The organism is Micromonospora sp. NBC_01638, from assembly GCF_045209745.1.
Classification (GTDB): domain Bacteria; phylum Actinomycetota; class Actinomycetes; order Mycobacteriales; family Micromonosporaceae; genus Micromonospora.
In genome coordinates, this window is record NZ_CP109273.1 from 6246841 (window position 1) to 6273384 (window position 26544).

The 26544-nt window shown below is 68.7% G+C and carries 22 protein-coding genes; 14 read left to right on the forward strand and 8 right to left on the reverse strand.

Annotated elements, in window-relative coordinates; translation table 11 throughout:
- Positions 1–257: 257 nt before the first annotated feature.
- Positions 258–725: a hypothetical protein gene (locus OG811_RS29205; protein ID WP_406070331.1), complete on the reverse strand. Its 468-nt coding sequence runs from the start codon at positions 723–725 to the stop codon at positions 258–260.
- 1121 nt (positions 726–1846) lie between these two features.
- Complete coding sequence (locus OG811_RS29210; protein WP_406070332.1) at positions 1847–2245, reverse strand: hypothetical protein; 399 nt, start codon at positions 2243–2245, stop codon at positions 1847–1849.
- A gap of 115 nt (positions 2246–2360) precedes the next feature.
- Here OG811_RS29210 and OG811_RS29215 point away from each other — a divergent pair, with 115 nt between their 5' ends.
- The 7 genes from OG811_RS29215 to OG811_RS29245 all read left to right on the forward strand — a co-directional run bounded on the left by OG811_RS29215 (position 2361) and on the right by OG811_RS29245 (position 8902).
- A complete protein-coding gene (locus OG811_RS29215) occupies positions 2361–2633 on the forward strand; it encodes a hypothetical protein (protein WP_406070334.1) in 273 nt (90 codons plus the stop codon).
- Positions 2626–3237 carry a DUF6879 family protein gene (locus tag OG811_RS29220; RefSeq protein ID WP_406070335.1) on the forward strand — a complete coding sequence of 204 codons (612 nt, stop codon included), beginning with the start codon at positions 2626–2628 and terminating at the stop codon, positions 3235–3237. Before OG811_RS29215 ends, OG811_RS29220 begins: the two co-directional genes overlap by 8 nt.
- A gap of 48 nt (positions 3238–3285) precedes the next feature.
- Positions 3286–5640, forward strand: a complete 2355-nt coding sequence (locus OG811_RS29225; protein WP_406070336.1) for an ATP-binding protein — start codon at positions 3286–3288, stop codon at positions 5638–5640.
- A gap of 88 nt (positions 5641–5728) precedes the next feature.
- Positions 5729–7153 carry a hypothetical protein gene (locus OG811_RS29230; protein WP_406070338.1) on the forward strand — a complete coding sequence of 475 codons (1425 nt, stop codon included), beginning with the start codon at positions 5729–5731 and terminating at the stop codon, positions 7151–7153.
- 172 nt (positions 7154–7325) lie between these two features.
- Positions 7326–7613, forward strand: a complete 288-nt coding sequence (locus OG811_RS29235) for a hypothetical protein (RefSeq protein WP_406070340.1) — start codon at positions 7326–7328, stop codon at positions 7611–7613.
- A 217-nt stretch (positions 7614–7830) separates the two neighbouring features.
- Entirely contained in the window at positions 7831–8712 is an 882-nt protein-coding gene (locus OG811_RS29240; RefSeq protein ID WP_406070341.1) for a helix-turn-helix domain-containing protein, read from the forward strand.
- Positions 8705–8902, forward strand: a complete 198-nt coding sequence (locus tag OG811_RS29245; protein WP_406070342.1) for a DUF397 domain-containing protein — start codon at positions 8705–8707, stop codon at positions 8900–8902. The genes OG811_RS29240 and OG811_RS29245 overlap by 8 nt, the downstream gene beginning before the upstream one ends.
- A 61-nt stretch (positions 8903–8963) precedes the next feature.
- Here the strand turns inward: OG811_RS29245 and OG811_RS29250 are convergent, their stop codons facing one another.
- The 5 genes from OG811_RS29250 to OG811_RS29270 are packed head-to-tail and all read right to left on the reverse strand — an operon-like array spanning position 8964 to position 18293.
- On the reverse strand, positions 8964–9188 hold the full coding sequence (locus OG811_RS29250) for a hypothetical protein (protein WP_406070344.1): 225 nt from the start codon (positions 9186–9188) through the stop codon (positions 8964–8966).
- A 21-nt stretch (positions 9189–9209) separates the two neighbouring features.
- Positions 9210–9458 (reverse strand): hypothetical protein, encoded by a 249-nt coding sequence (locus OG811_RS29255; RefSeq protein WP_406070345.1) that lies wholly within the window; start codon positions 9456–9458, stop codon positions 9210–9212.
- A 34-nt stretch (positions 9459–9492) separates the two neighbouring features.
- A complete protein-coding gene (locus tag OG811_RS29260) occupies positions 9493–14418 on the reverse strand; it encodes a class I SAM-dependent DNA methyltransferase (protein WP_406070347.1) in 4926 nt (1641 codons plus the stop codon).
- The gene (locus OG811_RS29265; RefSeq protein ID WP_406070348.1) at positions 14415–17216 is read right to left on the reverse strand and encodes an SNF2-related protein; all 2802 of its coding nucleotides are present in this window, start codon (positions 17214–17216) and stop codon (positions 14415–14417) included. The genes OG811_RS29260 and OG811_RS29265 overlap by 4 nt, the downstream gene beginning before the upstream one ends.
- 12 nt (positions 17217–17228) lie before the next feature.
- Complete coding sequence (locus tag OG811_RS29270) at positions 17229–18293, reverse strand: serine/threonine-protein kinase (RefSeq protein WP_406070349.1); 1065 nt, start codon at positions 18291–18293, stop codon at positions 17229–17231.
- Between the two features lie 160 nt (positions 18294–18453).
- Between OG811_RS29270 and OG811_RS29275 the strand changes: the two genes are divergently transcribed.
- On the forward strand, positions 18454–18765 hold the full coding sequence (locus OG811_RS29275) for a hypothetical protein (RefSeq protein WP_406070351.1): 312 nt from the start codon (positions 18454–18456) through the stop codon (positions 18763–18765).
- Complete coding sequence (locus OG811_RS29280) at positions 18762–19163, forward strand: hypothetical protein (protein ID WP_406070352.1); 402 nt, start codon at positions 18762–18764, stop codon at positions 19161–19163. Before OG811_RS29275 ends, OG811_RS29280 begins: the two co-directional genes overlap by 4 nt.
- 2 nt (positions 19164–19165) lie before the next feature.
- Here the strand turns inward: OG811_RS29280 and OG811_RS29285 are convergent, their stop codons facing one another.
- Positions 19166–21070, reverse strand: a complete 1905-nt coding sequence (locus OG811_RS29285) for an N-6 DNA methylase (protein WP_406070354.1) — start codon at positions 21068–21070, stop codon at positions 19166–19168.
- Between the two features lie 102 nt (positions 21071–21172).
- Between OG811_RS29285 and OG811_RS29290 the strand changes: the two genes are divergently transcribed.
- The 5 genes from OG811_RS29290 to OG811_RS29310 all read left to right on the forward strand — a co-directional run bounded on the left by OG811_RS29290 (position 21173) and on the right by OG811_RS29310 (position 26509).
- Complete coding sequence (locus OG811_RS29290) at positions 21173–21697, forward strand: DUF4352 domain-containing protein (protein ID WP_406070356.1); 525 nt, start codon at positions 21173–21175, stop codon at positions 21695–21697.
- A gap of 267 nt (positions 21698–21964) precedes the next feature.
- Complete coding sequence (locus OG811_RS29295) at positions 21965–22579, forward strand: hypothetical protein (RefSeq protein ID WP_406070357.1); 615 nt, start codon at positions 21965–21967, stop codon at positions 22577–22579.
- A 44-nt stretch (positions 22580–22623) separates the two neighbouring features.
- Positions 22624–23442 (forward strand): ribonuclease HI, encoded by an 819-nt coding sequence (locus tag OG811_RS29300; protein WP_406070358.1) that lies wholly within the window; start codon positions 22624–22626, stop codon positions 23440–23442.
- 212 nt (positions 23443–23654) lie between these two features.
- Complete coding sequence (locus OG811_RS29305) at positions 23655–26108, forward strand: AAA family ATPase (protein ID WP_406070359.1); 2454 nt, start codon at positions 23655–23657, stop codon at positions 26106–26108.
- Positions 26105–26509 (forward strand): hypothetical protein, encoded by a 405-nt coding sequence (locus tag OG811_RS29310; protein ID WP_406070360.1) that lies wholly within the window; start codon positions 26105–26107, stop codon positions 26507–26509. Before OG811_RS29305 ends, OG811_RS29310 begins: the two co-directional genes overlap by 4 nt.
- The last annotated feature ends 35 nt before the right edge of the window (positions 26510–26544 follow it).

Consider the following 26544-nt stretch of genomic DNA (forward strand, 5'->3'; position numbering starts at 1 on the left):
TGCAGCTCACCTTACAACTCCGTGAGCAGGATAATCGGATCCACCCCGAAGCCTGCTCGACATTCCGCGACGATTCGGACTCACGACCCTTCTCCGGATCGCTCAACCTTGTCGAAGCAGTGTGGATTTCGCCAGTTAGGAGCGTGGGTCGGCTTCGCTGCGGTGCGGCGAGAGTCGCGCCGGTGTCCGGGTCGAACTGCCGGCATACCGCGCGACGACGGTGGCCAAGCGGCGGCGGATCGCCACCAGTTAGGCGGTCACCAGTCGCGGGCCGAGTCCGGTGGCGGTACGACGACGAGCTGCGGCTCTCCGCTGATCGGTTCGAGAGCATGCACGACCCGCAGGTGCCCGTCGGCCGCGGCATCCTCGTCGGTGAGGACCCGGCCACTGCTGCCGTCGGTGCTGACCAGCACCCACCGGTCGGGGTAGATGCTGCCGTAGTCGGCCAGCGCCCGCACACCGAAGGTTCGGGCGAGGGTGGCCGCCAACTCTCGCTCCCCCTGACCGGTGGCGTCGGCGAGCTCGGTGTCACCGGTCAGGATCCAGCCGAATTCCTCGTCATTGTCTGGAGGATTGAGCATGGCGACCGGCCGAGGATCATCGACCGCCCGGTCCTCGATTCGCCCGACGTAGACCGCATCCGGTGAGACGCCGAATTCCTCGCTCAGGAATCGGCGCAAAGCGTCGGCGGGCAGCTCGCCCTGGAAGTGGATCTGGTAGCGCAACTCTTACCTCCGACTGCTCCTGGCGGGCGCGGCATGGGCATTGCCGGTGGCTGCCGTCGACGGACGAGCGGTGGAACGAGGCACCGCGTGGTGGAGAGTTTGCGTTCGAACTTTCATCGCAGTCAACCATTCGTCATCCGAGTAGGACGAACAGCCGCTTCCGGGGACGACTCCGCCACGAATAGCATCGAGTTCCTTGCATGGCGGAGACGAACATGCGCTCGGCTCCTCTGTGGCCAAGTCCCGGTCCGACGGCATCGGAGGGCAGCGTGGTAGTCAGGCGAACCATCAGCGACTGGTACACCAACGCGGAGGGTCGGAATTCATCCGATTCCCGGCATGACTGGGAGAATGACGACCAGCCCGACCGTACTCCCGATGTATGGCTCGACCGACTGAAACCCACGGATCGCGCGGGCTACACCCGCTCCTCCCGTGGATCCGCGTCGACGGGCACGTCGGGGAAGGCCAGTCGCCGAACCGTGCCCACCCGGCGGGACCTGGCAGACGCCGCACGCGGTCTCCGGGAACGAATGCCCGGTATCAAGGACTCGACGATTGTCCGGCATCTTCGTCAGGACGGCTGGTCACAGGTTTCCGTTGACCAGGTTCGCGCAGCTTTGCGCGCCCATCCTGCCCCGCCTCGGCGCCAACCGTTACCCAATCGCCCTTCGGAAGCACCGAAGATTGCACCGAAGCAGCAGCAGGACACCGTCACCGTGATTAGTCCACGCACCGCGGCCAAGCCAGCGAGCACGCCGGCGGCCGCACGAGGAAGGCAAACCCTCGCCGAGGTGGCTCGCGCGATGCGGGCGAAGTATCCGCAGCTCGGTATGAAGAAGCTGACCAAGCAGGTACAGGGGCGCGGCTGGCCGATGGCGACCTTGAAACAGGTGGAAGCGGCTCTCCAGGAACCGCGAGCCACACGACCGGTTCGCAGCCGGCCAGCGTCGATGTCCTTTTCGGCGGTGCGGGCACCTCAGCCAGACACATGTTTCGCGTGCGGGGTGGTGCCGTCGATTCTGGGAACGTGCCGTTGCTCCTGATGCCACAGGAAAGCCCGCTGACGAGCACTGGACCGACACCGAGCGCGTCAGATGTCCGCCGGCTGCGCCCTGTCGTCAGGCTCGGGCCGGGCCGTCGCCGAGATAAATTCCCCCGAGGACGTCCCGCGCCTGCACCACCGGCCCGTGCACGTCACCGGAGACCGAGTTCGCTACACCGCCGGCACTCTCGGCGATGGTGGCCTCGACCTGCGACCACCGCGCACGCAACTCGGCGTCGAAGGCCGCGTCGCGGCGCGACTCACGGTCCAGCAGCTCGGCGAGACGGCCCACGGTTTCGGGCGAAGGCTGCTGCAAGGCGCCCTCGATGGCGGCACGCGATGCTGGCTCGTGCTGGAACCGGGTACGCAGGAATCCGATCAGGGAGGACACCGCCGCCCGTCCGGTCTGGGCCAGCTCGGTGGTCGCCCACGCGACGAGCGTCGTCGCCGCGGTGACCATGATCGGGTCGGTCATAATTCCGCCTCCCGCCATCGCGCCCGCTCGGGGAGACAAAACACGGGCGGCAGTCATCAAGCGGGCTCAATGTTACCCTGGGTGCTCACGCGAACACCCAGCCTCGGAGGTCAACATGAGCGGACAGCGTTGGGAAGCGGACCCTGCCGCCGAGCTCACGCGCCGTTGGGGTAGGTCCTCCCACGAGCTGGGCAACACCTCCGGCGACGGCAGCTGCCCCGACGTCTGGGAGTTGAGCAACGGCGACATCGCGGTGATCGGGCAGGACCTCACCGAGACGTACCAGGAACGACTTCCGGCCGGTGTCTCAGTGGATCCGGGCGAGCGGCTTATCATCATTCCCCGATCGACAATGATCGCGGCGAAGGTGGATATACCTGATGCATGACCTGTTCCGCGGGGATCCTGGCGAGCGACTCCGCCTGGAGGACTACTGGGCGGACTTTGAGGATCGGTTCTGGCAGACCGGCGATCCGGGCTTCTGGAAGCTGGAACGCCAGCAGACCTTCAAGGAGCCCGGGGACGAGGGTTGGCAGGCGTTTGCCGACGGGCGGTGGAAGGATTCGCTTCGGATTCTCGACGCGCGCCGTCCCGAGTTCCAGAGCTACTACCGGCGGATTGCCGAGAACGGGTTCGCCACCCGCCGGGTACGGGTCATCGAAGAGCCCCTCACGCCCTACCTTCAATGGGAGCTGCATGTGCTGCGGCTGCGGCACGAGTACGGCGGTCTGACCCATGTGATCGGCGCGGACGCGGTGGCGGCAGCCGAGTCGGACGGCCAGGTTCCGGAGATCTACACGCTCGGCACCGAGGTGATGTACGAGGCCGTCTACGACGCCGACGGTGTGCTGGCGTCCGCCCGCCGCTGGCGTGACCCCGACTTGGTGGCAAGCTGCCAATCCTTCATCGAGTCGCTCTACCAGGGCGGTGAGCCGCTCGACGAGTTCTTCGCCCGTGTGGTGGCGCCATTGGGACCTCCCCACCCGGGGTGAGAGATGGAAGGCGCCGGGTCGGACGGAGCCGGACAGCGGCCCGCTCAGGTGAATCGGTCCGAGCTGTCCGGACCGGCGGAGCTGGTCCAGGCCCGCGACGTGTACGGCGGTGTGCACTTCCACGGCGAGGCAGCTTCCCAGGAGCGACCGCAACAACTCCCCGGTGACGTCCGCGGTTTCGTCAACAGGGTGGAGGAGCTACAAACGCTCAACCGGCTGCTGACCGACGGGGAAGGGAGCGTCAATGTCAGCCTGTCGGTGATCACCGGAACGGCCGGCGTCGGTAAGACCTCAGTCGCCCTGCGCTGGGCGCACAGCATTCGGAGCAGGTTTCCCGACGGGCAGCTCTACGCCAACCTGCGCGGCTACGACCCGGGCGAGCCGGCCAAGCCGGAACAGATTCTCGACCGCTTCCTGCGGGCCCTCGGCGTACCGCCCTCGGCGGTGCCCGCCGACCCGGACGAACGGGCGGCGCTGTACCGCTCCCGACTGGCCGGACGGCGCGTACTGGTGGTGTTGGACAACGCCGCCACGGCTCGGCAGGTGCGCCCGCTGCTGCCGGGCACGGACCGCTGCCTGGTCGTGGTCACCAGTCGAAACATGCTCTCCGGGTTGGCCACCCGCGACGGCGGCCGACGGTTGACCCTGCGCATGTTGAACGAGGAGGACGCGGTCGCCCTGCTGCGGGACATCACCTCGGCCTACCGCAGCGGCGACGACCCCGACGAGCTGACCGAGCTGGCGCGACTCTGCGCCCGGCTTCCCCTCGCTCTGCGCATCGCTGCCGAGCGGGCGGCGGGCCGACCGTTCATGCCTCTCGGCGAGCTCATTCAGGATCTGCGCGACGAGTCGGCCTTGTGGGACGCGCTCACCGCTGAGGAGGACGAGGAGTCCGACGCGGTACGCGCGGTCTTCGCCTGGTCCTACCGCGCCTTGAACCCGACGGCCGCCCGGCTGTTCCGACTGCTCGGGATGCACCCCGGCCCGGACGTTACCGCCCCGGCCGCCGCCGCGCTGACCGGCGGGCCGGTGTCCCGGGTACGGCAGCCGCTCGACGCTTTGGTCAGCGCGCACCTGTTGGAGCAGAGCGCGCCGGGGCGCTACCAACTTCACGACCTGCTGCGCGCCTACGCGGTCGACCAGGTCCGGCACCTGGAGAGCACAGAGGATCGGCAGGCGGCACTGCGCCGTGGGTTGGACTGGTATCTGCACACCGCCGACGCCGCGCTGACCCGTACTCTGCCCTTCTACCGGACCGTACCGTTGGATCCTCCGACCGACGTCACGCCGCTCGCCTTCACGACTAACCCCGAGGCGGACGCCTGGTTCGACGCCGAGCGGGACAACCTGGTGGCGGCCACACGAGTGGCCGCGGAGGCCGGCCTACCGCAGATCGCCTGGCAGCTGGCGGCGCTGCTGCGTAGCGTCTTCATGCATCAGAACGCCTTCGAAAGCTGGTTCGCCACGGCCAGGATTGGGCTGTCCGCGGCTCGCACGCTCGGCGACCGGCGGGGCGAAGCCGAGACGCTGGAGAGCCTCGGCAAGGCCCACTTCCAGGCCCGCCAGCTCACCGAGGCCGCCGAATACCATCGGGCCGCGCTGGTCATTCGGCAGGAGATCGGCGACGAGTACGGCACAGCAGTGTCAATCAACGCTCTTGGGTTGCTGGGCCTGCGCCGCCGTCACCTCACCGAATCGCTCACCCACTTCGGCGAGAGCTTGGCGATCTTCGAACGGCTCGGCAATCAGCGGTGGCAGGCCCTGCTGCTGAGCAACCTCGCCGAGACCCGCTACGAGCTGGGTGACCTGCCCGAGGCTGCCGACCTGCTAGGACGGGCGCTCGTGGTGCAGCGGGAGATTGACGACCGGGGGCAGGAGGGAAACTCGCTCTTTTTCCTGAGCATGACCCTGCGGGAACTCGGACGCACCGGGGAGGCGCTCGCCGCGATCGAGGCGGCCATCGCCATCGCCGAGGGCGCGAGCCAGCTGTGGTTGGGGCACTGGCTGGTGGAGTACGCGCGGGTGCTGCGCGCCCTCGGCCGGCCGGCCGAGGCGTTGGAGGCAGTGCACCGGGCCGCGACGATTCAGCGCCGGCTCGGTGACCGCAGCCGGGAGGCGATGGCCCTGGATGGCGCCGGGGAGGCATGCCGGGAGCTTGGGCAGGCCGACGAGGCGATCGTGTTCCACCTGCGCGCGGCGGCGGTGCACCGCCAACTCGGGGACGATTGGCACCTCGCCCTGACGCTGGACCACCTGGCCACCGCGCTGGCGGCGGCGGGCCGCCCCGATGAGGCCGGACAGCACCGGCGGGAGGCTCACTCGCTGCTATCCGGGTTTGATGACGCTCGTGCGGCCGCAACACGGCAGCGCATCGCGGCGTCGATGCCCGACGGCACCGACTGAGACCGAAGGCTTTTCGCATTGACACTCTGAGATTTTTCGATCACTCTGGGTGCCTGTCTCGTGCAGTGCGTCAGCACCGGGGGTGGGCGTGGAGATTGATTCCCTCGTACGGTCTCTGAGCTACCAGTCGCTGCTGGCGCTCAACTCCTCCGATCAGCTCGTCGACGACGTGCTCCGGTACGCCGAGACCCACGCCAAGAAGCGCGAGGCGTACTGGCACCACAAGACGTTGACCCCGGTGGACGTCGGCAAGGGCGGCATGCGGACCACGCCCGCGCAGGTGCTGCATGAGCTGGGGGTGGCCACCACCCTGTTGACCGCGTCCCCGCTGTCGCAGGTGGCTCGGCACTGGGCCGCCGTCCGCTACTGCGCCACGCTGACCAAGAACGGTGGGCGTCTCGCTCTGACGCCGGATGCCAACGAGGTCGTCTATCACCACAAGGTGACCCAGTCCGAGCAGTTGGGCATCGGCCTGGCCCTCGTGGTCGCCAAGCGTCTGCTTCGCACACAGTACCGAGGGTGGACGTTCCACGCGGTTGACGCAGAGGTGGCGTTGAAGGCTGGCTTCGTGGACGGCGTCGGCGCGGTGGAGTCCGTCTCGCGCACCAAGATGCGGCCGGACTACATCCTGCTTGGCCATCACGCCACGAAGACCCGCAGGCGGATGAAGATCGTGATCCTGGAGTGCAAGGGCACTCACGGGCCGCCGAGCTTTATCCACGGGCAACTCGCCCGAGCCGCCGTGCAGGTGGAGGCGCTGTCGGTGGGCGGAAGTCACCCACCGTCGCTGATGGTCGCCTCGCACCTCACCCAGGCCGGGATCACCGCTTACGTGCTCGATCCGCCCGGGGATGACGAGTTGTGGTTCGGTGATGACGAGGAACTGGACGGCCTGTTGAGCACCAGCCCCGAGGACCAGTTCTGGCGACCGCGCACGGCCACCCCCGACGAGGCGGAAGCGAGACAGGCGTCGACCGGCGTACCGGCCCCGACCAACGAGACCACCGCCGAGCCGGACCTGGCCGAGGAGTTGCCGCCCGGCGCACCCCAGGTCTTCGACATTCCCGAGCAACAGCGCGGCTGGTTCACCCAGATCCTGACCCGCGCTGTGGCGGCCACCGCCCTGCTCTTCGCCGGAAACAGCGAAGCCGCCAGCGGCTATGCCACGCCCCGCCAGCGCGGAACGGAGGGTCCGAGATCCCAGCCAGTGCTGTTCGACCTGGACCCGGCGTGGGCGACGAACAGCGCGGCGACGCTTGCGCTACCCAACGGGCTCTTCGCGGAGGGCACCCGACACCGCGCACCCCTGGATCGGCGTAGGGTCCTGGAGGTGTTCCGAGGCGTGGAGAGCCACCTCTACCGCGAGCTGGCCGAGGGCCGGATCAGCGCCTACCTGAGGGACGCGCCGACCTTCTTCGGCAGGCAAGCGGCGCCGCCGGCCGACGGCAGCGTGTACTCGTTCGGCCGGGATGGCACCGTCCTGGTCGTCCGGGTCCTCGACGGCGGCGGATGAGACGGTATTCCTGCGCTCAACGTGCTACCGCTTCCAGGCACCACGGAATCCATCCTGGTTGGCAGAATTCGGCGGATGAGCGTTCCGATGGTTGACACCCGGGCGTCCCCTGCCCGACCGACGCGCCGTTCTTCCTGCTGGTGATCGACAGGTGATCCGACAGACATCGCCCATGGCTCCAAGCGCCCTGCTGCGGTGGAAACTCGCTACGCCGCTGATCGGGCTGAGCCTGCTGATGGCCGTCCCGGCGGTGTTCGGCACCGTGACCTGGTGGTCCTTCTACGGGGTCGGATACCGGGTGCTGAGTGTCGTCATCTGCCTCATCCTCACCGCCCAACTGGCGGTGGCGGTCTCCATCGGCGTCCGGCCGAGCAACGACGTGCCCTGGATGAGGGTCGGGCTGGTCATTCTCGGCATCCTGCTCACCTGCGGCCTGGCCCGGATCCGCCACGAACTCTAAACCTCGCTCTACAACATTCCACCCCCGACAGTACGCCGATCAGACGCGCGTAGGAATTGCGCGTTCATGGCTACTGTCGGGGGTGTCTTGTATGGTCAGACACATAATCGCTTTGCGTGGCAGCACCCAATCACATTGATTCTCGGCGGCAACGGCCGCGTGTTTCACCGATGGCGTCCGGATGTAACAAAATGCAACGTGGAGAGGGCGGGAGCCGATGGCCGACGACATGGGATCGACAGTGCCGCGACGGCAGCTCGGGCGGGCGCTGCGCGAGCTGCGCACCGAGGCGCGGATGACGCTGGACGGCGCGGCCGAGGCGCTGCAGTGCAGTCGACAGAAGATGTGGCGCATCGAGACCGGGCTCGGCCCGGTCCGCGCACTCGACGTCAAGGGCATGTGCGAGCTGTACGGGGCGACACCCGACCTGGCCGGCGCCCTCACCGCCCTGGCCAACGAAACCAAGGCCAAGGGCTGGTGGCACTCGTACGGCGACGCCGTCCCCGACTGGTTCGAGCTGTACGTCGGCCTGGAATCCGCCGCATCACGGCTCCGGGAGCACGACGACACCCTGGTCCCTGGGCTGCTCCAAACTCCGGACTACACGCGCGGCGTCTACCAAAACCGCCTCAACATGCCGGCTGACGAGTTGGAAGAGGTTCTGGAAGTCCGCCGACGCCGACAGGAGGTACTTGTTCGTCGGCTGCCGAAGGCACCCAAGCTGGAATGGGTCCTGTCGGAGGCCGTCTTGCTTCGACGCGTCGGCGGTCCAGCAATCATGGCCGAGCAACTGGACCGCCTTCTTGAACGGAGCGAGCTACCCAACGTGTCGATCCGCGTGCTGCCGCTGTCGGCCGGTGCCCACTACGGCGCACTGGCGGGGGCCTTCGTCATGCTCGACTTCCCACTCGTCAACCGAGTCGTCCCTGATCAGTCCGTTGTCTACAGCGAGTCGGTGACCGGGGCCCTCTACCTGGACAGGCCAGACGAGTTCGCGGTCTACGAGAAGGTCTGGGCGAGCCTCCTCGACCTCGCACTCGATGAGGAACAATCAAGGAGGATGATCGGCAAGATCAAGGAAGAGGTCCACCATGGCTGACGACCTGCTCGGTGCCCAGTGGCGGAAGAGCACCCGTAGTGGCGACAACAACGGCAACTGCGTGGAGGTCGCCGACAACCTGCCCGGCCTCGTTGCGGTACGCGACAGCAAGGACCCGGCCGGACCCGCCCTCACCTTCTCCCCCGCCGCCTGGACCAGCTTCGTCCGGGTCACCAAGTCTGGGCGCTGAGCCGCACATCAGACGGGAGCGCAGCCGGCGGACCCGCCGGACGCTCCCGTCGCGCAATCGATCAGGAGACCGCGTCCCCAGTCGCGGGCTGGGCCACGTCCTCGAACAACGACCACCGGTTCCGCCATGCCTCCACGTTCGCCGGGTAGATCGCGGCATGTCGGCTGTTCGGGTTGCGCGGGCGAACGCCGCCAACGCTCGCCATGAACTCATCGTGCCGCTCGCGCACCCCGGCACGCAGGTCGTCTCCAGGCACGACGTAGAAGTCCCGGCGTCCGTCGGTCACGTCCACGAGGACGTAGAGGACCTAGCGGGCCGGCGGCTCCGCTGCCGTGGTGGCCACGGCCTGCCCGGTGTAGACCGACATCGCCGTCATCCTGTCGATGTCCGCGAACATCCAGCCTCCCTGCGCGGCGACCTGCACAGCCGCCGTCCTTCCGTTGATCGTCACGAAGGTCTGCGCACCGTGCAGGCTCGCCGAAAGGCCGTGCAACAGTGCCTCAGCCACCGCGAGGTGCCGCCCAGCCTGGTGCTTCTGGTGGGTACTCGGAGCCATCTGCTCTCCTTCGGGATTGAAGAGGGATAGCGGGCTACGAAGGCTGCCAGCCCGCGTCGATCGCATCCTGGAGCCGCTTGCTGAACACGGCATGCGCCTGCCGATACTCGTTCTCCCGATCCGCCTTGTAAAACGGCGCCCTATACCCCTCTGGCACCGAATTTCGCTGCGGATCATCTAGGTGCGCCATCAACTGCTCGCAATGTTCCCTGGCCTGTCCAAATCCAGATGCATACGGGTCTGCCGCAATCCTTCGACCTGCTGCATCAAACCACATTTGCTCCTCCCTGCCAGCGAGGATTGGGTACCGAGAACGTAAAATTGCGATGAGCTCATCGACGTCCATACCAAGCCATACCGACACCAGGGCGTCGATTTCCACGAGGGCAGCCCGACGCGCGCGCTCAGTCCGCAGCGGCGTTCCGCGCTCCCAGGTCCGGCTTACAGTGTTCAGCGAAGGAAGACCGGTCCAATCTGCCGCCCAAATCTCCCGTTCCCACGAAGCATCGGACAACTCCGCCCAGAGGCCGGAATAGGCCGAGGTCAGACAATTCAATCGCAGAGCTCGCAACAACAGTGCCGGCGCCAAGGGGTGATCTACACTTCCTGCCGGCATGCCTTTAGCCTCGGTGGCACCGTGATTCGTGCGACCCGTAATCCGCAACATGTAATCCAAAGGCAGGGCAGCCCAAAAGCCGGCGGCTAGAGCGGTTTCGCAATTCGATTTGAGTGCCATGCTATGAACCGCATGCACATGCGCTGGACCAGGGGGAAGCAACGCAGCAAAAAGAGATCGCTCGGAACTCTTTGGGTTAATCATGGCCCGCCAGACTAGGCGATAATACTGGGTGTAGCTAGCACCTTCCCACATGTCCTCGGCGTCGCGGGCGGCGACACCCGTGCCACCACGGACGTAATTCGTACGCGGTATGAAGTCGGCCGCGATCGAAGAGACATCCAAGGAGTCCCAATCGTTTTGACTCCTACAAGGGACCCTTGGCTGCTTATTTACCGGGCTAGCGATTCCGAAATGAGGGCCCTGGAGGATAACGTCTTGATAGGACGCCGGAACGGTCTGCTCGAAGACGATGAGGCCCTGCTTCTTCGACTTCGCCTCGTCATAGCCGAAGCTAATCCGTGGCTGCAAACTCGAGAGCCGTTGACCATAAGATGCTAGAGCGGCAATTGCCTTCTCTTCGTTAATGGAAATGGGCTGCAGCAGTGGCGTCTGGCCCACCTGACCATCACCCTCACCTCGAAGCCTGCGCCAGATCGCCAAAGCCCTCTCGTTCACCCGCACAACCCTGGCGCGATGCGGCCGCCGATCCCACGACCCTTGATACTTCTGACTGGGAACAGACCCACTTCCGTCATGCACCAAGGACTCGTTCAAGACGTTCGCAGCATATAACTGACTCAGATGCAGGAAATTTATATCCGCTTCGGGCCCATAAATGTGCACCCCGAACTCCAGATCGCGGCTGCCATCCGCGAAGGCCCAGTTCGCCCCATTGATGAAGCCACCATGAATCCGCAGGTGTCTGTAAGCAGCCGCTCGCAACGGACCGTCTTTAGTCCCGCCGAAGTGAGTATCGGGATGGACCAAACCACTACACCCAGTAACGCCGATCTGACTCCAGACTCTACACATGAAAGCACGATAAAGATCGGGACGCGTGCCGGCGAGCAACGGGAATGTTGCAGCACCCCCCAAGAATGCAACCTGCGCGACATTGTTCACCAACTCCGACAGGTAACTCCACCGGAAATGCTCCGCTGATAGCAGCTTAATCTCGCGAGCCTGCCACGATTCGACGGAAGGCTTATCTGCTAGTCGGAACCATGGCTCATGTTCAGCAAGGACAATGTCCTCTTTCCAGTCCAGCCGTACCCACGGCGGGTTGCCCACTTGGAGGTCGAAGCCACCCTTGGCGAACGCTTGGGCGAACGTCAATTCCCAGTGGAAGAAGCCCTGCTGCTCGGCGATCCGCTCGGCGCCGAGGAGCCAGGGGAACCGGTCAGAGAGAGTCCACGGCGAGTCGACGCCGATGACGCCGTCGAGCTTCCGCTCGAACTCGCTCATCTCGCTCAAGCTCGTGAGCGTCCGTCCGTAGAAGCGCTCGGTGTTCTCATCCAGGTCGCTCCGGCCGATGAGCGCTTCGGCGAACGTCAGCCAGTCATCCAGGTCAGACAGGGGCACCTGCTGGCGGAGCTGTTCCGCCACCGTCATCCGCCGCGTACCACCGGTCGGCTTGGTCGGCAGCTTCATCTGCTGTGGCTGCACGTTGCCGAAGATGTCCGCGGTCTCGTAGACGGCCGGCTCCTCGTACGCCGGCTCGTCCTTGATGTGTGAGACCTGGACAGGCGCGGCCGGGTAGGCCGGGTCGGAGCCGTCAAGGAGCCCGACCTTGTCCAGCGGCCAGAACCACAGCGCGCACCACACGTCCATCAGCGTCTTGAGCCGCCAGTACGGCGTGCCCGGCGCGGTCAGGTCGGCGAGGATCTCCTCCCGCGGCACCGCCTCCGTGACCGGCGGCAGGTCGTCGGCGCCCCACACCGCAATATCGCGGCGGATCTCCCGCTCGGAGATGTCGAGCCGCTGCTGCACCAGCCCCCACAGGAACTCGACCCGCCGAGCGAGGGCCTGCAACCGCTGGACCTGCGAGTTCTTGCCCTTGGCGGACGGCGTGCGCTTCATCGCCGTACGCCATGCCTTTAATCTCGCGGTCTCGGCCGGCGCCAGCTCGCGGGCCTCCTTCTCCCCCGCGACCGCGCCCCAGCCGTCAGCGGGGAGCAGGAAATGGTGGATGGTGCCCTCGTCGATCGGCCCGTCCCGGAAGGGCTGCTCCTTCGGGGCGGTGGTGAGCCACGACTTGTCGGCGAGCTGCTTCGGGCCGTAGGTCTTGCGGCCGGCGCCGATGAGGGAGTTGCCGCGTTGCAGGTGCAGGCCGAACCAGGGGGCCTGGAGGCCGGCGTGCATGACGTTGAGCCAGAGCGACACCTCGGCCAGTTCGACGGCGGTGCGGTTGAGGTCGACGCCGTAGCTGTTGTGCAGGGCGATGTACGCCTTCACCCGTTGGAGTTCGAGGTGGTAGTCCTCCGGGTCGAGGGTGATCTCGCGTTCCTTCTGGCGGCGGCGCAGGTATTCGGCGGCGACCTGGTTGATCGCCTCGTTGAGGAACGCGCCGGAGCCGAGCGCGGGCTCGCAGATCGTCCAGTCCAGCAGTTCGCGCGCGGGCGTGACCGTGTCGTCCTGGTCGAGGCGGTACTTCAGCGCGAGTTGGACGGTGACCTCGGTGAGCGACTGCGGGGTGTAGTAGGAGGCGCTGGTCTGCCGGTCCCGACCGGCGAGCCGGTAGACGAACTGGCCGGGCTGGTAGCTGACCCGGCTGCGGACGCCGGTGTAGGGGTCTTCCTTGTAGACGAAGACACCGTCGTCGTACTCGTCGACCTTCGAGGCCGGGATCATCCACGAGCCGTCCTTCGGGTCGCCGTTCTTGGCGACCTCGTAGAGCTGCTCGGTGGCGACGAACCCGGTGTACGACATCAGGCCCTCGTAGACCGCGCCGAGCTGGTTGATGCCGAGCTGGGCGTACGAGATGAAGCCGCCGCGGCGCTTCTTGCCACCCTTGGTGAGCATCAGCCGGCGCAGCACCTCGTAGAGGACCTTGTTGCGCAGCCGAGTGTCGATCTTCGGAGCTTCGTCATCGTCCATGTCGTCGTCGAGGTTCGGCACCGGGATCAGTCGGCCGATGAGCTTGGTCTTCTCCGGCAGGAACAGGTCGGAGCGCATCGGCTCGAAGCGCAGCCCCTCCCCCTCGCTGGCTTTCTCCTCGACGTCCGCGCCGCCGCGCGGCCGGTGCCCCTCGTTGACCATGCGGAAGAGCAGGTCGAGTGACTCGTACAGGTGGGTGCCATCCTCGGCGGAGGGGGCGAGACGGCGGGAGACGAGGTCACCGAGACGGGCGAGGCTGTAGCCCTCGACGTACTGGGGATCGTTGACCGGCAGCACGCCCAACTCGGGTCGCGCCTCGGCGTAGAGCAGGAACAGGATCCGGTAGAGGTAGCGCAGCGACTCCCGGCCCAACTCCTTGGCCAGCTCGTCGAGGTCCATGACCTGCTGCGGGTGGTGGCCGGCCTGGCGGATCTGGTCGAGGACCTCGTTGGCGATGAGTTCGACGGAGACCTTCAGGCCCTCGCGGAGTTCGCTGGACACGCCCACGGCGTGCTGGCGGGAGCCGGCGACCAGGTCGGCAAGGGGTTCGGTGCCACCCTCGGCCGGTGGGCGCAGCGAGTCGGCGCCGAAGAGTGCGGCGACGACGTCGAGTTCCTTGTCGTCGTTGCGGGCGTACGCGGTGTCGAGGCTGACGGCCAGATAGCGGCCCTCCCCCCAGACGGTGCGGTCGGCGAGGGTGATCACGCCACCGCTGAGGATCAGCACGTAGCGGGGCTTGGGGCTGTCGGCGGCGAAAAGCAGGGAGGCGAGTTTGGCGCCCGTCTCGATGGTCTCGGTGCTCGACAGGGTGAGCGGGTCGAGCAGGCGGCCGGCGTCGTCCGGGTCCTGTGCCGCCTCGGTGTCGACCGCCCAACCGCAGTCCAACGCGACGATGCCGTGCGCGGTGGTCAGCTCGGCGTGGGCGACGCGGACCTCGTACTCCTGGCCGTTGCGCTCGACGGTGATGGTCTGCGGCTGCGGGTCGAAGCCAAGCGCCCGCAGCACGTCCTGGTGCTGCTTGCGCAGCCGCTCGGGGTCAAAGAAGTCGACGTCGGTCAGCTCGGTCTTGGCGTCGAAGTACTGCCGGCGCATGCCGCGCAGCTTCGTGCGTGGCGTGCCCTCCCCGGCCTTCTCCTGCTCGGCCCACTGCTTGAGCAGACCGCCCTTGAGGGTGGTGGGCAGGATCTCGGCGAGGTAGTGCGCGGAGAGATACTCGCCGCGGTTGGTCAGCGACTCGAAACTCATGCGGCACTCTCCGAGGGCGGTACGAGGACGGCGAGCACTCGCAGCAGCGGGTCACCGGCGGTTTCCAAACGGTCGAGCAGGTCGTGCTGCTCCTGCACGGTGGTGTCGACGCGTTGGCGTCGCTTCTCCCGATGCGCGCCGGGCAGCTCATTGATGAGGCTGGCCTGCTTGAAGGTGCTCAACTGCTGGCGGTGCTTCTGCAACGGCTCGGCGTTGGCCTCGGCCCACTCGGCGCGCTTGCCCTCCAGGTACTGCCGGGCAACATGGACGGCCGCCGGCAGCAGATCCTTCAGCGGGTCGATCGCGATGGCCTCGGCGCGGTTGACCATCGTGGGGCCGACGTTGGCCTCGCGCAGCACCTCGTCCATGGGCCGGATTGTCGGCGATGCAGGCAGGTCGGAGATGGCCATCCACTGGACGACGGTGGGTTGGCCGAGGCGGTTGGCGTAGACGCCCTGGATCAGGAACGTCGGCGCGGCCACGTCGGCGGTGAGCACCGGAGCCTGTTGGCGGCCGAGCCGGATCAGGACCTTGTCGACCAACCAGTCGACCATCGGGTGCACGTCACTGAGGAAGGCGATGTCCGGCCACATCGGGGTCTTACTCTGCCGGGCCTGGTCGAGCTTGCGCTGCGCGAGGGCGCGGTCGAAGGTGACCTTGAGCCGCAGGTCCTCGCCCTCCCGGTGCGCACGCAGGTAGGTGCGGGGCAGGTCGGAGAGCCGGTGCACCAGGTCGTCAGGGGCGCGGAAGGTCAGCAGCTCGTCCTCGCGGCGCAGGTCGATGTGGTCCTCGGGCCGGTCCTCGTAGATCTCGTACAGGGCGGCGTCGACGAAATCCTGAGTGGAGTCGAAGAGCTTCGGCACCCGAGCCAGCGGCACGTCCGCCGCCACGGGCGCGGTGCCAACGTCGCCGAACAGGTCGGCCATCACGTCGACCTCGGCGTGGGCAGCCTCGTAGGACTCGTCCACCGACTTGCCGGCGAGCAGATCCCGGACCAGCCGGTCCTCCTCGGCCTTGGCGTCGTACTGGCCCGTCACGGCCTCGACACTGCCGAGACTGCGGTGCGCGGTCTCCTCCCGCTTGAGCAGCTTTTCGGAGACCGTCCGGTCGTCCTTCGCGTCCTCACGGTCGGAGGTGAGGATCAGCGCGCGGAACTGCGGCTGGTGCTTCTGCCCGTAGCGGTCGATGCGGCCATTGCGCTGCTCGATGCGGATCAGGCTCCACGGGATGTCGTAGTGGATCAGGTGGTGGCACTGCTGATGCAGGTTGACGCCTTCCGAGGCGACGTCGCCGGTGAAGAGCAACCGGACCTCACTGCCGGCCAACTCGAACTCCTGCAGGATCGTCTGCTCGTCGGAGTCAGCCACCCCGCCGTGCAGCACCCGGATCGCGGTCGGCTTGAGACCGAGCATGCCGGGGACGACCTCGGCGAGCCACTTGATGGTCGGCACCCGCTCGGAGAAGACCACGGCCCGGATGTCGCTGCCCTTGCCGACGCCGATCTTCCTCAGCTCGTCGACCAGCCCCTTGAGCTTGCTGGAGTCGCTGTCAGTCATCGCGGAAGTCAGCTCCGCGAGCCGGTCCAGCGCCGCCCGCTCGACGCCGGTGGCCTTCTTGCGCCGGTTGGTCACCGTCTCGTGCAGCGCCCGGTGCGAGGACAGAAACGACTTCAACAAGGTGTACGGGAAGAGCCGGTGCTGCCCGGTGATCGCCTCGTCGGTCCACTTGCCGGCCAGCCACACATCGGTCAGCTCGTCGAAGATCTCCTCCTCGATCGACGTCGCCGCGCAGTGCAGCGCCTTCGATGGGCCGCGGTCGGCCCAGCGGTCGCCGATCTGGTCGCGTACCTCCGGGCTGATCTTCGTGCGGCGCAGATAGAGGTGCGCGATGTCGCTGGCCTGGTAGTCCTTCTCGTTGGCGATCGCCGCCGGGTCGAGCAGTGAGATCAGCTGCGCGAACGACTCCTTGTCGCCGTTATGCGGGGTGGCGCTGGCCAGCAACAGCGCATCGGTCTTCGCGGCCAGACGGCGGGCCAACTCGTTGCGCTGGGTGCCCTTGTTGATGAGGTTGTGCGACTCGTCGATGACGACGGCGTCCCAGGTCGTGGCGTCGAGGTGGTGGCCGAACTGGCCCGCGTCCTTGAGAGTGTCGACCGAGATGATGGCCCGCTTGAAGTAGGTGAACGGGTTACGCCCAGCCGGGATCTCCTGCTGGATGCGCTGAATGCCCGTCGAGTCGAGCCGGACCAGCGGGATCGCGAACCGGGTCCACAGCTCCCGCTGGAACTGTTCCAGGACCTGCTGCGGGGAGACCACCAGGATGCGGTCACCTCGACCCCGACGGATCAGCTCGGCGAGGATCAGCCCGATCTCCAGGGTCTTGCCCAGGCCGACCACGTCCGCGAGCAGGATCCGTGGCCGCAGGCCGGACAGCGCCAACTCGACGGGACGCTGCTGGTAGGTCAGCGGGTCGAGCAGGAACCGGTCGGCGAGGGCCAACCCCCGCTCGGTGCGCGGCAACGGGGTACGCCGCAGCACCGCCTCCAGGAAGAGGCGGCTCTGCCGGAACCGCGACGAGGTGTCCTGGATGAGGTCCGTCTCCTCGGGCACCAGCGGCGTGATGTCCTCAAGCTTGGTGAAGAAGGTCGCCTCGACGTCCTGCACGAACTCGGATACGCCGACCGCCTTCACCATCGTGCCGTCCGCGGTGCCGGTCTTGACGCTGCGGATCAGCCACTCCTCGTCGCGGACGACGATGCGGGAGCCCGGAGCGAACGTCGCGGCCTGGGTGGTGGTCAACGGTGTGCCTTCCTACAGGGTCGAGCGGCGGGCGTACTGGCGGCGCATCTTGTCGACCAGCCAGGTGACGTCTGCACGAGGGTTGGTGGGCCGCTCGGGGTCGACCTTTGTGGGTGTCGTCTCCGGCACCGGGACGGTGTCCGCCTCGGTGACCGGTGTGGCCTCCGGGTCCTGTCGTGGATCATCCAGGTCCGGAGGGACCAGCAGCTCGGTGTTGCCGTCGTAGGTGAGCGCCGCCACCTCCTGCCGCAGGGCGTGGACGCCCTTGCCGCTGGTGGCGGTGGCGACCGCGAGCAACCGGGCGCGAACGTCGGTCAGGCCGGGTCGGGCCGTGGGATCGAAGGCGAGCATCGTGCCGAGCAACTGCACCAGCTCGGCCGGCACCTCGGAGAGGTCGGGAAGGTCGCTCGGCTCGCTGATGCGCAGCAGCAGGTTCCAGGAGTTGGTCGGCGGGTAGAGCCCATGCCCGGTCAGTGCGAAGACCAGCGTCGCGGCGAGCGCATAGACGTCGACCGCCGGCGTGAGGTCCCGTTCACCCTTGACCTGCTCGGGCGACATGTAGGCGGGAGTGCCGACCAGGGCGCCGGGCTCGGTCAGGTAGTCGTCCCGCTCGATCAGCACCGCCAAGCCGAAATCGATCAGCTTGGGCCCGTCGGGGCCGAGGATGATGTTCTGCGGCTTGAGATCGCGGTGCAGCAGCTTGACCTGGTGCACCTTGGCGAGACCTTCGGCGAGCATCGCGCCGACCATGGCAGCCAACGGCAGCGGAAGCGGCCCTCGCGCGTCGACGTGTTGACGCAGCGTGGCCCCGGGCACGTACTCCACAGCGAGCCAGGCCGGGTTCGCGTACGGGTCGGCGCCCTCCAGTCGGGCCACCCGGGAGCCAAAGACCAGCTTGAGGCTGTCGACCTCGGCGGCGAACCGCTCGCGCACCGTCGGCGCCTCGATGAGATGCTGTTTGATCACCTTGACGGCGACCCGCTCGGCGGTCGGCGACACCGCGAAGAAAACGTCGCCCATACCACCTGAGCCGAGCGGCCGAACCAGGTCATAGCCGCCGATTCTGCCCAGCGTCATTCGTCCCCCTCACGATGACACCCACCCGAACTGCTCGTCTGCCCTGTCGGCGCGACGCCTGGCGGACGCATGACCGTACAACGGTGAACTTTCAACGAGGAAGCGTCCGAATGGCGGTTCCTACTGGGCCTTGAATTCATACTTCGCTAGGCTCACGAGTATGAGTCGGCGTGTGACGATCTCCGTTCCTGATGACGTGGCCGAGCAACTGGATGCGCTCCCGGCCCGCCAGGTTTCCGCGTACGTCACCGAAGCGCTGCGCCGCCGTCGGATATCCGACGACATGCGGGCCGCTCTGCGGGCGGCCGGGCACGGCGAGTTCCCGTACGACCCAGCGGGCGCGGCACGGCGGCTGGCGGCCCGCCAGGTGACACCGGAGATGCGCAACGCGGCGATAGCCCGGGTGGCCGAGCTGCTGGAGCGCCCGGTCGACGAGGTCCGCGCCGACTTCGACCGGCCGAGTGCGGCGTGAGCGCACCGGTCTACGTGCTCGACACCGGCGCTCTGATGGCCTACGCCCAGGGTGTCGACACCGTTGGTGAACTGATGGTGGCGGCGGCCGATGCCGATGCGACGGTTGCCGTGCCGCTGGTCTGCCTCATCGAGGCATACAGCCTGCTCGACCACACCGAGCACGAGTACCTGTCGATGCTGCGTCGCAACCCGGCCGTGCGGGTTGTCACACCGGCCCTGCACATCGACCGGGCCGATGACTGCCCGGTCATTGGGGGCATGGCCCGGCAGGCCGGCCGCCTCGGTGCCGGCCACGCGGTCTTCGTTGCGATCAGCAGCGCTGCCGGCCTCATCACGTCTCGGGCCGATCAGGTGCGAAAGGTGCTCGGCGACGACTGGCCCATCGTCGAGGTCTGAGGTCACTGCGGGTTGTCCGGCCGGATCGAGCCGCGCGCCAGACCGTCGGCGGTGAGCTGAGCCAACTCCGCTCCCAGCGAGGCGGCCTGCCGGATCGCTGACTCGAAGGCGTCGAGGCGCCGGAACGCGTCTCCATGCACCCGCTGCTCGTCGAGCGACAGCCGCCGCACCTGCGCCCGTCGAATGTCGAACCGCATCGTCCCCGACAGACTCGACGCCTGCTTCTCGTTCGCCGACGTTCGCAGCTGACCGGCCAGGAACCACGGATCCAACGCCGCCGGATTGGGCCGCAGGAGATAAAGGTTGCGCCCCAACAGCGCCCCTTCGGCGGTGACCACCCGCGCGGTGAGCTGCCGCGCGATCATCGGCACCACCACGTCCCCCACCGCGAGAAAGATCTCCTGCCCGAACCGGTCGTCGACCCGCCCGGACGCCTCCACCCCGGCGAGCACGTCCGGCACGGTGAGCACCGGCAGCCCTTCGGGCACGGGTGTGGACGTGCCGGCGCGGACCGGGCCGATCAGTTGGAGCGCCCCGGTCTTCGCCAGCTCCCCTACGGTGAGGAAGAGGCCGTCCGGCCCATCGGGCGCGGGCGTGACCTGCGGGAGCAGCGCCGGCAGCTCGCCGACGATGACGGCCAGTCGTTCTCTGGTGCGTACCAGATGCTCTCCTGATGCCTCGCCCCCGACGGCCGGTTGCCGGCGCGCGGGGGTGAGGTCGACATCCTCGTCGAGCAGTTCGATGACCGGGACCGCGCGGGCGAACCCGGCCTCCTCGACGTCGCCGTCCGGGGCGGCGGCGAAGGCCCGCCACGCGGCCAGCACGCGCGGCGCGGTGTCGGCCAGGTCGCCGCCTGCGGCGTCGATCAGCAGCGCCCGCGCCGGTGGCGGCGCCTCGGCCGCAGCGCGCCGCAGCACCCACAGATGCAGGGGTACGCCGTGCGGCGCCGCCACCCCCGGCGGGAGCGCGATGACGGCGCGCAGGTGGCCTCGGCGCAGCAACTCGCCGCGGATCCGTTTGCCGGCGCGGCGGCTGGCGACCGTGGGTGGCATCAGCAGGACGGCGTGCCCGCCGACCCGCACATGGGCCAGGGCGTGTTGCGCCCAGGCCAGCTCCGGTTCGGTACGGGGTGTGGTGCCGACGATCCAGCGGGGGTCGTGGCCGAGCTCCTCGTCGCCCCAGTTGGTGGCGCCGAACGGTGGATGGCAGACGACGGCGTCGACGGCGCGGCCGGCGAAGGCGTCGGCGCGCAGTGAGTCACCGGCGCTGACCTCCCCGGGTACGTCGTGCAGGGCCAGCCACAACCCGGCGAGCCGGGCCAGGTCCTCGTCGAGTTCCTGCCCGTACACCGAGGTGCTGCCGGCGCGGACGGCGGCTCGCAGGATGGCGCCGGAGCCGGCGGCCGGGTCGAGCACTGAGCCGCCGCCGACGCTGGCCAGCCCGATCATCAGGTCGGCGAGGTCGTCGGGGGTGGCGAAGGGGCGGCCGGGGCCTGGTGCGGAGAACCGCTGCCACAGCTCGTCGAACGCGCCCTGCGGGCTCAGCTCGTCGGCGAGAGCGTCGACGTCGGGCAGCAGCGGCGCGAGCTGTGCATCAGGGTGGCCGCTCCGGGAGCCGCGCTGGCGGGCCAACAGCAGCGCGCCGACGGCCGCGAGCCCGGCTGCTGGGGAGTCGCTGGCCGCGGCGAGGTGTCGCCAGAGCCGGTCGGAGGTGGCGAGCTCGGGGAGCTTGCCCTGGGTGCGTAACCACTGCTCGACCTGCGACAGGTCGAACTCGGGGCTCGCCGTCGTCCCGCCCACCGGGGCCGGGAAGTCGGGGTGCCTTTTGCGCCAGTTGCTGACCGCGGCGCGACCGACGCCGGCGAGCCGGGCGATCTCCGCTGCCGTGATGGTCGGGTTCTCCTGCACGCCGAAAGTCTCGCACGTCTGTCAAGCGTGAGATTGTCTGTTGACAGTGTTCTCGGACGATGCTCTTATTGACCCCGCAACGTTCACATCAGGAGGACAACGATGCGCAAGACCACTACTCTCGCTCTGCTCGCCACCGGCCTCATCGCCCTGGGCTGCGGCTCCGGCGCCGCCGACAAGTCCACGAGCTCCGGCGGCAGCGACAAGGGCGAGGACGCCCCGGCGAAGACCGCGAAGGTGGGCGAGGCGGCCCGGGACGGCAAGTTCGAGTTCACGGTCAAGTCGACCAAGTGCGGCGTCGCCAAGATCGGCACCGACCTGATCGGCGCGAAGGCGCAGGGCCAGTTCTGCCTGGTCACGGTCAACGTGAAGAACATCGGCAAGGAAGCGCAGATGTTCGACGGCAGCAGCCAGAAGGCGTACGCGGCCGACGGCACCGAGTACTCCGCCGACGGCGGCGCGGCGATCTACGCGAACAAGAACGCCGAGACCTTCCTCAACGACATCAACCCCGGCAACCAGGTCAACGGCGTCGTCGTCTTCGACATCCCGAAGAACGTCAAGCTCACCAAACTCGAGCTGCACGACTCGATGTTCTCCGGCGGCGTCGACGTCGCCCTCAGCTGAACACCCGCGCCGAGGGCGGGTCCCGCGAAGCTCGCCCTCGGCGCACCCCTCCCCCGCCGCGATCGCCCTCGGCTCCGGCAAGCCGCTCACCGTGGACTCGCTCTTCACCTTCGCCCAGGTCGCGCTCTACCGGGCGATGAAGTCCCTGCGCAACGAGGGCGTCGAGGTCGAGGTCGTCGGCATCCCGTCGGCTTGATCCGTTCACGACGTCAGCTCCACAGCATCCCCGAACCAGCTGTCCCACCGCCGCTCGAAGAGGAGTACACCGTGACCGAGCCCCAGCACGAGCCGGACCAGCAGACCGAACCGCCGGCTCAACCCCAGATCCTGGGCATCACCAGCCCGCAGCCCGTCACCCGAACGAGGTTCCCTCTCCGGTGGATCGTCGCCGGCACCGTCCTGGTGCTGCTGCTCTGCTTCGGCGGCTGCGGCGTGCTGCTGGCCACGACGAACGGTGAGGAGTCGTCCGATCAAGGGAAGCCTGCCCCCACTGCTGCTTCCCAGTCGCGGGCCGGCACGTCCGCCCCGACCAGTGCCGCCGCACCGACTACCGCGCCCGCGACGACGGCGCCGCCCGCACCCGTCTATGACGCCCCAACGAAGGGCGACTTCAAGCTGAATGTCAAGACGCTGCGGAAGAAGTGCTTCGGCAGCGCTGGCTGCAACATCACCTACCGGATCGACGTCACCTACACCGGCGATGGCCTCGACCCGTCCAGCACCTATGAGGTGACGTACGAGGTCAAGGGCGCGGAGGACCCGATCATCAACACCTTCGAGGTGACCGGCGACTCCGCCTCCGTCCGGCAGGAGGAGACGGCCAGCACGAAGCGCTCCGGCGACAAGCTGACCGCCGTCGCGACCGACGTGTCGGAGCTGTGAGAACTCCATGAGCGTGTCCCCATCACAAGACGTCAGGAGGCGTCGTGCGCCCCGATGAGTTCCTCCGCGCCCTGGCCCTGCTCCCCCCTCCGCTGCACGACCGCGCCCTCACCCTGCGCGCCTTCACCCGTCCCACCCGCTGCGACGCCTGCCAGCGCATCGGCGACGCCGTTCGCTTGGCCCTCACCGCCGCCCACTACGACGAGCTGACCTCCGCCGGCGAGCTGCTCAACACCGCCGAACGGCTCGCCGCCGACCACGGCATCCACCGCTGGTCCGGCGACGACCCGCAGCGCGGCCGCGGCCGGGTGGTCCGCTGGGCGACGACGTCCGCGCCGCTGGTCGCCGCGACCGACGCCAGCTGGAAGGGCCGCGTCGGCGGCATCGGGTACGTCGTAAGCGACGGCCACTACGGCCTGCTCGGCCGGGGCACCGGCCGGCTCGACCCGACCGGCGTCTCCCGGGTGCTGATCAACGAGCTACGCGCGGTCGACTACCTGCTGACCGGGTACGACGAGGCGCCGGTGGGCATGACGGTGCTGCTGGACTGCCTCGCCGCCCTGCGCTACCTGCACCGCTGGCAGGCCGGCGAGACCGGCGCGATGCCGGCCGGTTACAGCCTGCGGGAGCGCCGCTGGTCGGCCCAGCCCACCCTGGTCCGGCTCGCCGAGCAGGTGGCCCGCCGCCCCGACCTGACGTTCGCGCACGTCAAGGGGCACAGCGGCCACGCCCTCAACGAGGCCGCCGACGGCCTGTCGCACATGGCCCGCCGTCGGCGGGAGGAGTCCTTCGACCTGCGTCCTCGGGCGCACGCCCTGGTCGACGCGTTCCTGGGCGACTGGCACGCGAACTCCACGCTCTGACCGCTCGCCGGGTGCCCGGAGCGAAAGCGGCCGACGTTGAGCCACTGATTCGTTTGCGACATCAGCTCTACAGCGTCCGACGGCCACCACCGCCTCCCGACTCCGCTGCTCGCCCCAGCCGGGGCGACAGCAGCCTCCCCCCCCTTCCACCGCTCACCCCGGGCGGGCCGACGAGTCGTCGGCCCGCGGACACCACACGCCTGGAGACGACCATGACCCAGCCCCCGCAGCCCACCGCGCCCCTGATCGAGCTGATCTTCGACCGGCTGGCCGACGCTGACGGCTTACCGGCCGAGACCGCCGAGCTTGTCCTCGCCGCACTCACCGGCGAAGACGACCTGACCGCCGCGCTGGCTGGCACTCCCACCCGGCTCGGCCCCCGCGCCCCGACCGGCGACGGTCCGGCGGAACGGATCTGGTTGAAGTCGGTGACCGTCGCCGGGTTCCGCGGCGTCGGCCCGGAACGGACCATCCAGATCGGTCCCGGTCCGGGTTTCACCCTGGTCGTCGGCCGCAACGGCTCCGGCAAGTCCAGCTTCGCTGAGGCGGCCGAGCTCGCCCTCACCGGTGACAGCGCCCGGTGGGCCGACAAGACCAGCGTGTGGCGGACCGGGTGGCGCAACCTGCACAACCCGGACCCGTGCTGGGTCGGTGTGGAGCTGCGGGTCGACGGGGTGGCCACGCCGACCCGAGTGAACCGTGCCTGGCCGGTAGGGGCCGAGCTGGCCGACGCCGAGGTGACCGTCAGCAGCGCTGAAGGTCAGCACGCTGGCCTCTCCGAGCTGGGTCTGGCCCGCCCGCTGGAGCTGTACCGGCCGTTCCTCACCGCCGCCGAGCTGGGCAAGCTCGCCGCCGGCACGCAGAGTCAGCTCTTCGACGCGCTCTTCGCGATCCTCGGGCTGGACGCGCTCACCGACGCCGACCAGCGTCTGCTGCGCGCCGCCCGGCCGCACGGCACGACCATCAAGGAGGTACGCGCACAGCGCTCCGCCCTGGTCGGCACGCTCGAAGGGATCGCCGACGACCGGGCCCGGCGGACCGCCGCACTGCTGCGCGGCCGGGGCGCGGTCGACCTCGCCACGGTGACGGCGATCCTCGACGAGCCCGACGAGGCGACCACCGACCAGGCGGTGCTCCTCTGCCGGGAGCTTGCCGCCCTCGCCCCGCCGCCGGTCGACGAGGTGACCCGGCTGGCCGGTCAGCTGCGGGACGCGACGGTCGAGGCGCAGCGGTACGACGGCGGCCGGTCCCGGGCAGCGCTGCGCAGCGCCGAACTGCTCCGCCTCGCCCTCGAACACCACGACGATCAGGGCGACGGGTCGTGCCCGGTCTGCGCCACCGGCACCCTCAACGGTGGGTGGCGTGCCGCCGCCGCACAGTCGCTCACCGACCTTCGGCAGCGCAGCGTCGCCGCCCAGACGGCGACGAACCGCCTGACGGCCCTCTTGCGGCAGACGCACCACCTGATCGACGACCTCCCGGTGCCCGAGAGCCCCAGGTCGGAGCCGACGGTCGGGGCACTGCGCGACGCCATGGCCGCGCTGCGACGCGTACCCGGGAAGCCGGCCGAGCTGGCCGACCACCTGGCCGCGCTCTACCCGGCGGTGGTGGAGGCGGCGGACGCGGCCCGCGCGTACGCGGAGGGGTTTCTGCGGCAGCGCGACACCGGCTGGCGGGCGGCGGCGGCCGACGTGCGCGAGTGGGTGGCCGCTGCTGGCGGGATGCCGGCACGGGAGACGGCCCTGACCCGGTTGAAGGCCGCGCGCGCGTGGCTGAGCGACACCGCGGGAAAGATCCGCAACGAGCGGGTCGCACCGTTCGCCGGGCACTCCCAGCGGATCTGGGCCCAGCTGCGGCAGGAGAGCAACGTCGAGCTGGGGGCGATGACGCTCGAAGGCGCGAACACCCGGCGGCGGGTGGTCTTTCCCGTCAGTGTGGACGGCGCCGACAACGGCACCGCGCTGGGGGTGATGAGCCAGGGCGAGATGCAGGCGCTCGGGCTGGCCACCTTCCTGCCGCGCAGTTGCGCCCCGGAGAGCCCGTTCCGGTTCATCGTGGTCGACGACCCGGTGCAGAGCATGGACCCGTCGAAGGTGGACGGTCTCGCCCGCGTGCTCGCTGAGCTGGCCGAGCAGCGGCAGGTGGTGGTCTTCACCCACGACACCCGGCTGCCGGACGCGGTCCGCCGGCTCGGTCTCGGCGACGCCCGCATCATCGAGGTGACCCGCGCCGAGCGGTCGGTGGTGACGCTGCGGCCCGGCTCCGACCCGGTGACCCGCTACCTGGACGACGCGTCCGCGTTGGCGCGCAACGAGGAGATCCCCGCCGAGGTACGCGGGCCGGTGGTCGCGGAGCTGTGCCGAGCGGCGGTCGAGGCGGCCTGCCAGCGGGTGGTCTGGCGGGTGCGGGTCGCCCGGGGCGTCCCGCATGACGACATCGAGGCGGCTATCGAGGCGGCGTCCCGACGGCTCGCCACCATCGTCGCGTTGGCGCTGTTCGACGAGGCCGATCGGGGTGGTGACGTGCGCAACGAGCTCCTCCGCCGGCACGGACGACGGGCCGTGAACGCGTACCAGGCGTGCCGGGAAGGCGTGCACGGGGCGTACCTGGCGGACCTGCCCGGGTTGGTCGCGGACGCCCGCTTCCTGGCGCGGGCGCTGTCGTGACCGCGCCGACGCCACAGCGCTGCCTGGCGGCGGCCGACCAACTGCTGCGCGGGGCCGGTCTGCTCGGCGCCACGGCGGTGACCGCGGGCTGGTGGCCGCGGGCCTGCGCCTGCCTGATCCGGCTCGCCCTCGAAGGCGGCATCGACGCCTACTGGCGGCGGGTGAAGCCGCCCGTGGCGGCGTGCCGGCAGGGCCGCGCGAAGCAGTTGATGCTGCGTGGCCGGCTCGGTCCGGGCACCGAAACCGCCCGCCGGGTGGCGTTCGCCTGGGCGACGCTCTCCGCCGCCACCCACCACCACTGCTATGAGCTGGCCCCCACGGCGGCGGAGCTGCGTCGCCTGCACAGCGAGGTGAGCACCCTGCTCACGCAACTCCAGGCGACCGCCAGCACCACGAGCTGAACCCCCGACAGATGCCTTATCGACCAAGAGGGATA